General features: G+C 45.1%; 8 protein-coding genes, 1 rRNA gene and 1 riboswitch. Of the genes, 7 read left to right on the top strand and 2 right to left on the bottom strand.

The genetic code is table 11. The features are described 5' to 3' along the window. Positions 1-5 precede the first annotated feature (5 nt). The 4 genes from rrf (at position 6) to GRP75_RS29245 (ending at position 3,830) form a co-directional block, all read left to right on the top strand. Positions 6-122: ribosomal RNA gene (gene rrf, locus GRP75_RS15625) — 5S ribosomal RNA — on the top strand. 214 nt (positions 123-336) lie between these two features. Continuing rightward, the gene (locus tag GRP75_RS15620) at positions 337-1,329 is read left to right on the top strand and encodes a ketoacyl-ACP synthase III (RefSeq protein ID WP_075153732.1); all 993 of its coding nucleotides are present in this window, start codon (positions 337-339) and stop codon (positions 1,327-1,329) included. Between the two features lie 129 nt (positions 1,330-1,458). Further along, the gene (locus tag GRP75_RS15615; RefSeq protein WP_160789756.1) at positions 1,459-3,594 is read left to right on the top strand and encodes a DNA topoisomerase III; all 2,136 of its coding nucleotides are present in this window, start codon (positions 1,459-1,461) and stop codon (positions 3,592-3,594) included. Positions 3,595-3,692: 98 nt separating this feature from the next. After that, positions 3,693-3,830: a hypothetical protein gene (locus GRP75_RS29245; protein WP_023987042.1), complete on the top strand. Its 138-nt coding sequence runs from the start codon at positions 3,693-3,695 to the stop codon at positions 3,828-3,830. 183 nt (positions 3,831-4,013) lie between these two features. Here the strand turns inward: GRP75_RS29245 and GRP75_RS15610 are convergent, their stop codons facing one another. Continuing rightward, entirely contained in the window at positions 4,014-5,174 is a 1,161-nt protein-coding gene (locus GRP75_RS15610; RefSeq protein ID WP_034094978.1) for a type II asparaginase, read from the bottom strand. A gap of 346 nt (positions 5,175-5,520) precedes the next feature. Beyond that, positions 5,521-5,649, bottom strand: a complete 129-nt coding sequence (locus GRP75_RS15605) for a DUF4023 family protein (RefSeq protein ID WP_023987044.1) — start codon at positions 5,647-5,649, stop codon at positions 5,521-5,523. A 191-nt stretch (positions 5,650-5,840) separates the two neighbouring features. Between GRP75_RS15605 and GRP75_RS15600 the strand changes: the two genes are divergently transcribed. The 3 genes from GRP75_RS15600 (at position 5,841) to purE (ending at position 7,772) form a co-directional block, all read left to right on the top strand. Continuing rightward, the gene (locus GRP75_RS15600; protein ID WP_023987045.1) at positions 5,841-6,104 is read left to right on the top strand and encodes a DUF1294 domain-containing protein; all 264 of its coding nucleotides are present in this window, start codon (positions 5,841-5,843) and stop codon (positions 6,102-6,104) included. Between the two features lie 147 nt (positions 6,105-6,251). Then, positions 6,252-6,686, top strand: a complete 435-nt coding sequence (locus GRP75_RS15595; RefSeq protein WP_023987046.1) for a universal stress protein — start codon at positions 6,252-6,254, stop codon at positions 6,684-6,686. Positions 6,687-7,036: 350 nt separating this feature from the next. Then, positions 7,037-7,138, top strand: a riboswitch (purine riboswitch). A gap of 148 nt (positions 7,139-7,286) precedes the next feature. Beyond that, on the top strand, positions 7,287-7,772 hold the full coding sequence (purE, locus tag GRP75_RS15590; RefSeq protein ID WP_160789755.1) for a 5-(carboxyamino)imidazole ribonucleotide mutase: 486 nt from the start codon (positions 7,287-7,289) through the stop codon (positions 7,770-7,772). Positions 7,773-7,787 lie beyond the last annotated feature (15 nt).

Below are 7,787 nucleotides of genomic sequence, written 5' to 3'. Positions count from 1 at the left end.
TCATGTTTGGTGGCGATAGCGGAGGGGTTCCACACGTACCCATCCCGAACACGACCGTTAAGCCCTCCAGCGCCGATGGTACTTGGACCGCAGGGTCCTGGGAGAGTAGGACGTCGCCAAGCAACAAACAAAAGAGACCATGATCTTCTGAAGATCATGGTCTCTTTTTTGCGTTAAAAGGCAGAGGGATTTTATTTAAAGTGAGTTTGTTATAAGTTCAACTGGATAAGTGGATATTAACTAGTAAATAAGAAGACGTTTTTAAAATAATTTAGTACCAGGTATTAGTATCTGGTGTTATAATGTGAATAAGGATTACAAAGGAGAGTGATCAGATTGTTGAATTCAAAAGCTAAGCTTACGGCCTTTGGCACTTATGTGCCTGAACGCATTTTGACAAACACCGATTTGGAGAAGCTTGTGGACACTAGTGACGAGTGGATTGTACAAAGAACGGGTATGCGTGAAAGACGAATTGCGGCTGAAGATCAATATGTATCTGATTTATGTATACAAGCTATTACACGTATGATTAACCTATACGACGTAAATATAAACGATGTTGAGATGATCATTGTAGCGACTAGTACACCTGATTACTACTTTCCAAGCACGGCTTCACGTATTCAGGCTCATTTTGATATTCCGAACACGGGGTCAATGGATATTAGTGCAGCATGTGCAGGTTTTTCCTATGGACTTCATTTGGCAAATGGCCTTATTACGAGTGGTCTGCATCGTAAGGTGCTAGTAGTGGGAGCCGAAACGTTGTCCAAAATTACAGATTATACGGATCGGACGACGTGTATACTTTTTGGAGATGGTGCAGGAGTTGCCCTTGTTGAATATGACGAGGATGAAGGATCATTTTTAACTTCTGATATAGGTACTTATGGGCAAGGAGGAGCACATCTTTACCGTGTGGGATTATCTGATCATTTGGATGGAGAGAAGCTGCAAGACCATGGATTTATTGCTCAAAATGGACGTGAGGTTTATAAATGGGCTGTTCGCTCTGTTCCAACGGGAATCGAACGATTATTGGATAAGGCAAATATGAAGAAGGAGGATCTTGACTGGTTTGTCCCTCATAGCGCTAATTTGAGAATGATCGAGTCCATATGTGAAAGAAGTACAGTACCTTTGGAAAAAACGCTGACAAGCGTAGAGTTGTATGGTAATACATCGGCGGCATCCATCCCGTTGGCTTTGCAGTGTGGTTTGGATGATGGACGTTTACGGTATGGACAACATGTGTTGTTATATGGATTTGGGGGAGGTCTCACCTATGCGGGTCTGCTATTAAAATGGAGTGTGCCTGATTTGTAAGTTATCCTAACCGATGTAGAAGCAATAGCAATAGTATGTACGATCATGTTAATAAGAGCCGTTGGCATTAGAATTTATCGTAAGATGGCAGGATGGTATAATTAACACTATGAGAGAAAGGAGCGTAACATGAAGGTATTGGTATTGGCAGAAAAACCGTCCGTGGCCAGAGAGATTGCACGTGTGATGGGTAGCCGCGAGAAGCATAAAAGTTATATAGAAGGACCCCAGTACGTGGTGACGTGGGCACTGGGACATTTGGTCGGCTTAGCAGAGCCGGAGGATTACGATTCTAAGTATGCGACCTGGAATTTGGAGGACCTGCCTATTCTTCCGAAGAGTTCAAAGTTAAAGGTGCTGCGCGAAAGTAACCATCAGTTCAAAGCTGTGCAACAGCTCATGAAGCGGCAGGACATTGGAGAGCTTATCGTGGCAACAGATGCTGCTCGTGAAGGAGAATTGTTGGCACGCTGGATCATCCAAATGGCAAACTGGAAAAAGCCCTTCCGGCGCTTATGGATCTCCTCGCAGACGGACAAGGCGATTAAGGCAGGTTTTGCAAAGCTATTGCCTAGTCAGCAGTTTGATCGTTTATATGAATCGGCTCGCTGTAGAGCTGAAGCAGACTGGATGATTGGTCTCAATGTAACTCGCGCGTTGACTTGTCGTTATAACGCCCAACTTTCGGCTGGAAGAGTGCAGACGCCAACGCTGGGGATGATTATGGAGCGTGAGAAAGAAATTACCGAATTCCGTTCTCAGGAATATGATACTCTGACGGCGGATTTTGGCGATTTTCAGGCAACTTGGCGGGCAGAAAGCGGGGATTCACGCATGTTTGACCGCACTCAAGCAGAGGCTTTGCGCCGCAGACTTGAGGGGGCCAAAGGCACAGTTGCCAGTGTTAAAAAGAGCGAAAAGAACGAGCCTCATCCGCTAGCGTATGATCTAACAGAGCTGCAAAGAGATGCTAATCAGCGCTATGGCTTTTCGGCTAAACAGACGTCTAATCTGCTTCAGCGTCTGTATGAACAGCATAAGCTGGTGACCTATCCACGTACGGACAGCCGTTATCTGACATCCGATATGGTGGACACACTTAAGGAAAGGCTCAGTAGTGTAGCAGTAGGTCCATATGCTTCCTTGGCACGTCCGCTATTGCGTAACAACCTACCAATCACAAAGCGAATTGTGGATGACAGTAAAGTCACGGATCATCATGCGATTATTCCTACTGAGCAGACATTATTGCTTAATCAGTTGAGCCCAGAGGAACGTAAACTGTATGATCTGATTGCACGACGTTTTATCAGTCTATTCTATCCACCTGCACGTTATGATGCTGTAGCCGTATCAGTAACGGTGGAGCAGGAGACGTTTCAGGTAAAAGGCACAACGGTAAAAGATAGCGGATGGCGTGCTGTATATGACGCGAACCATTATGATATGGATGATGAAGAAGCAGAGGATCGGGAAAACAATGGACAAGGCGTTATTTTACCTGAGCTGCAAAAAGGAGATTCAGTCCGGTTACAACGTTGTCTTATACGAGCTGGGCGAACGATGCCGCCGAAGCGGTATACAGAAGCAGCCCTGCTCGCTCAGATGGAAAAGCATGGACTGGGTACTCCTGCTACCCGTGCCGATCTGATTGAGAAGCTTGTCAGCTCGGATACGATTGAGCGTCAGGGGAACGTGATGCATCCCACAGGGAAAGGTAAGCAACTGATTGAACTGGCGGCTCCACAGCTTAGAACGCCCGAACTGACGGCACGTTGGGAAGCGGAGCTGGAACGGATTGCTCGTGGTCAAGGACAACCGGAACCGTTTTTGAATTCTATTCGTGCTATGGCGAAAGAGTTGGTTTCCACTGTAAAAAATAGCAGTGCGGAGTACAAGCCCCACAACGTGACGAATAGTCATTGTCCTGATTGTGGTACAAAGCTGTTGGAGAAGAAGGGGAAGAAAGGAAAGTTCCTTGTATGTCCAAGTGCGGATTGCGGTTACCGTCGTTCAGGGGAAAAACGTTTGTCCAATCGACGTTGTCCGCAGTGTCATAAGAAAATGGAAATGAAAGAGGGCAAGGCAGGGCTATATGTAAGATGCCTGCCCTGCGGCATTACTGAGACGTTGGATAATGACAAGCAGCGGGTAAACAAACGGGAACAGCAAAAGCTAGTAAGACAATTTGAAAAGCAGGAATCTTTTGGCTCCAGTTTGGGTGATTTGCTAAAAGCAGCGATGGAACAAAAGCAGGGCAAATAACGGATGACCAAAAGTGCTGTAGTCAACATAATCAGCAGGTATACGTCGGTATAAAAACGATCACTCCTTGGCATGGTAATCCGAGGAGGTGAGTATTTATGCCCAAGCATAAGTCGCTTAAAATCAATAATCAGCAAAATAAATCAAGTATTCTGGAGGAAGAAATCGCTCCTCATCCAGAGAAGCAAGCGAAATATCCTCCAAGCTTGAATGGGATTCCCAAACAGCAGTCTTGATGCTACATGGGAGGAACAACGAATTACTGTTTAAGACCAAGACGATTGGATAACAGATGAAATAGTTACTAATGCTAGAATTGTCTCGCAAAAAAAGAAGCAGCAGTTACGGTGGTCAACCGTAATCGCTGCTTCTTTTTCATAATAAAGATGATCTATTTATTTGATTTGGGATGACTGCTTTTAGTATTCATTAAAAAAGGATTGAATTTGGTTAACATCGTGAGTTTGGGTCAAAGCAAGCATGAGCAAAATCCGTGCTTTTTGCGGATTAAGCGAATCGGTCGACACAAAGTTCGATGCCGCGTCTTTTGTTGACGGGGACACAACTCCACTTCCCACGCGGCTGGAGCGGGCAATAATCACTCCTTTTTTACCTGCGGCCTCTGCGCCTTCTGAGGAGGTTTTGGACAAGGAACCATTACCGGAACCAGCTACGACAATACCCTTGGCACCAGCTGCTACGGCTGCATCATACAGATAGCGACCATTGTTTTGATACTCGTATAAAATATCTACTTGCGGCAGTTGAGTCAGGTTAGAGATGTCGAATACAGAAGAAGTCGTATGCTTGTGCGTGGATTTGTTGTAGTAGTACACTTGATCACCCACAACAGCTCCAAGGTATCCCTGCTCCACAGACTTGAACGTATCGACTGCTGTTGTGTTTGTTTTAGTAATATATCTTGCTGCACCGATACGGTCGTTCAGCAGGACGAGTACACCCTGACCTTTAGAGGCCGAAGCCCCGGCGACTTTCACTGCATTATACAGGTTGAAGGGACCATCGGCACTGATGGCAGTAGCTGGACGCATAGAGCCAACGACAACTACTGGCTTATCGCTTTTGATAACAAGATTGAGGAAATAAGCGGTTTCTTCTAATGTATCTGTGCCATGTGTAATGACAATGCCGTCTACATCGTCTCTGGCAAGCAGTTCATTGGTACGTTTGGCAAGTTTTAAGAGGATTTCATTATTAACGTCGGGGCTACCTACATTAACAACTTGCTCACCACTGACATTTGCAATACTTTTCATCTCAGGAACGGCATTGATCAGAGTTTCCACACCTAACGCGCCTGCTTTGTAGCCGGTCGTATCAGTATTGACGGAAGATGATCCTGCAATGGTTCCTCCCGTGGCAAGTATTTTAATATTGGGTAAATGATTGGTTTGAGGATTTTCGGATTTGTCCGACGTTGTAGTGGCAGAAGTAGGTGCAGTTGTGCTGGTTGTAGCTGCTGCCGCAGCGTTGGCGGTAAATCCACTACTCCACAAGGTACTACCGAGAATAAAGCTAGCCAACAGGGGAATCATCGTCATTTTTTTCATGTTAGTCATATAAAGCTCCTCTCCAGTCTTAAACCTCAAATATTAATGATAGATTAACTGACAAAAATTTTGTCGAATTACGTTAATATCACGAATTATAGGGTGTAAAATTGTTTTTAGTCAACACTTATGTTAGGAAATATGACTTTAGAACTTGTTTATTATAAATGTAATCGATTTCAAAAAAATATTTGCAAAAACAACAAGCAGATATCTTATAAGAAGTCTGCTTGCTGTTATTGTGGAAGCTAAACAACGGAGTTTACCTTGTACTCAATTCTCAGGAAAAGCTGCAAGGTTAAGTTGATACTATACGTTAATAACGTGGCTATACAGCTTAACACAGATTCCTTGATCAAGGATTGTTGGTATGCTGTTTTGTCGGCAAGCTGGCGCTGGGAGTTCCTTTTCCTCGTTTGCGGTTGCGTTCTGCCTTTTTTGCATTTTCTCGCAGCTTTTCAACGTATTCATGGGTGCTTTCCATCGTAGTCCCTCCTTTAAGACGAAATAGATGCACTCGGGGATCGCCCTTATGCCACCTTACTATTTCCGCAAAAGCACTATCCAAGTCAGGGGAGGCGTTGTTTCTGTAAAAGGGGTGGGGTTATAATGAGGGGGGAGCGCTATATAAGGCCTAATCCTGAACTTGGTAGGTGTGCAAAAGGAGGAGAGACATTGCAGACAGGCTTGTTGGTATGGCTGCTGTTTATCAATGCAGTAGGCTATCTGGTAATGTCGGAAGATAAAAAGAGAGCACGTAAACATCGCGATCGTGTACCTGAACGGACGTTGTTTTTCCTGGCCCTGATCGGGGGAGCATTAGGCGTTCTAATTGCCATGTACCGTAAACGCCATAAAACACGGCATATGAGCTTCAGATTAGGTATTCCTGCGTTGCTATTCATAAACGCATTGCTGTATGGGTATTTTTTGCGGTAAAGGGGAGGAGTTTAGGTTCTCATAGGGAAGTTTAATGATGAGTGAGAAGACTACTCCAGCCATCCAGTGATGACATGGCATGAACAACAACAGGAATACATATTTATGCTTTGAATCAACAAACTGAATGAGGAAGAGGTGCGTATTATGCTATTTTCAAAAATATTGCTTGCTTATGACGGTTCGGATGCATCCAACAAGGCTTTGTTGAAGGCGACTGAATTGGTCAAGGCATCACCGTCCTCGCAGCTTGAGGTGGTAACAGCATTTGATTTTCCACGGATTTTTATGGGCGAGGGTTTGGCTCCTATTCCAGCTTCGGTGAATAAAGAATATTATGATTTGGCCGAACAAACTACGGATGAAGTTAAAAAGCGGCTTGCTGAGCAAGGCGTAGATGCCAAGGTGGAGCTCATTCAAGGTTCGCCAGCCGAAGTCATTTTGGATTATGCCAATGAGAATGACTTCGATGTGATTGTGATTGGTAGCCGCGGTTTAGGTGGTATCCGTGAATTCGTATTGGGTAGCGTAAGCCACAATGTGGTGCAGCATGCGCGTATTCCTGTGCTGGTCGTAAAATAACTGAATAAAAAAGTAAAAGTCGGTTTACTGCCTGTATAGGGAGTGCCGACTTTTATTTTTTTCAGTGGGATGCGTTGCGGTCGCTGTTATCAGGGGAGGGGAGCGATAGCTAAATATAATACAATAGTCCTGACCTGTGGGTATATAAGGGTGTTGATTTTGTTAAACACGAACATTCTATTGTATGGTTATTATAATGTTCGTTTTCAAGTTGACATAAGGTGTAGGGAATTGTTAAACTAGGAAGTGTATTGTCGATAAAAAATGAACTTTAGGTACAATTTAATAAGGTACACATGTTTGAGCCGAAACTGACCACGATCATACTTGTAAAGAATATCGTTGGGTATGGAATAGGCACAATGCTAACTCGTATAATGCCGGGGATATGGCCCGGAAGTTTCTACCTGGAAACCTTAAATTTCCGGACTACGGGAGACATACGGCTGAAGCCGCATTGGATGCGGTGGAAGAGGCTTGCTTTTGGCATGCCTTTAAGAGGCTCTGTCGTTTGTTTTTTCGTAGTCCGGTGTCTTGAAAATAACGTTATTTTCGAGTGCCGGATTTTTGGCGCTTATTGATAAACAGGGAGTGAAGGACATGTCAGTGCAGGTCGCTGTCATTATGGGCAGCACATCAGACTGGGACACCATGCAGCATGCATGTGCTGTGCTGGACGAGCTTGAAATCGGATATGAGAAAAAAGTAGTTTCAGCCCATCGTACACCGGATTTAATGTTTCGTTTTGCAGAAGAGGCCGCCGGGCGTGGACTAAAGGTCATTATTGCTGGAGCGGGTGGGGCTGCGCATCTGCCAGGGATGGTGGCTGCGAAGACATCCTTGCCGGTCATTGGTGTGCCTGTTCAGTCGAAGGCTCTGAACGGTCTGGACTCCCTGCTCTCCATTGTGCAGATGCCGGGTGGTATTCCGGTTGCCACTGTGGCAATCGGTAAGGCAGGTGCTACGAATGCAGGGCTGCTGGCAACACAAATATTAGGCGCTTTTGACGAAAAGATAAGCCAGCGGGTTTTGGCGAGACGCGACCGTATCCGTGATGAGGTGCTGGAAGGCAGTGACTCGCTATGAATGGGGCATGTGAAC

Origin of the sequence: Paenibacillus sp. OT2-17 (genome assembly GCF_009827695.1) — a bacterium.
Classification (GTDB): Bacteria; Bacillota; Bacilli; order Paenibacillales; family Paenibacillaceae; genus Paenibacillus; species Paenibacillus polymyxa_B.
The sequence above is the reverse complement of the archived record's forward strand: the minus strand, read 5'-3'. Positions and strand labels throughout refer to the sequence as shown.

What these genes read in the sequence shown, in the direction of transcription:
- GRP75_RS15595 (WP_023987046.1), top strand. Translation starts at nt 6,252, where the DNA reads ATGCTATTTTCAAAAATATTGCTTGCTTATGACGGTTCGGATGCATCC.
- GRP75_RS15610 (WP_034094978.1), bottom strand. Translation starts at nt 5,174, where the DNA reads ATGACTAACATGAAAAAAATGACGATGATTCCCCTGTTGGCTAGCTTT.
- GRP75_RS15605 (WP_023987044.1), bottom strand. Translation starts at nt 5,649, where the DNA reads ATGGAAAGCACCCATGAATACGTTGAAAAGCTGCGAGAAAATGCAAAA.
- GRP75_RS15615 (WP_160789756.1), top strand. Translation starts at nt 1,459, where the DNA reads ATGAAGGTATTGGTATTGGCAGAAAAACCGTCCGTGGCCAGAGAGATT.
- purE (WP_160789755.1), top strand. Translation starts at nt 7,287, where the DNA reads ATGTCAGTGCAGGTCGCTGTCATTATGGGCAGCACATCAGACTGGGAC.
- GRP75_RS29245 (WP_023987042.1), top strand. Translation starts at nt 3,693, where the DNA reads ATGCCCAAGCATAAGTCGCTTAAAATCAATAATCAGCAAAATAAATCA.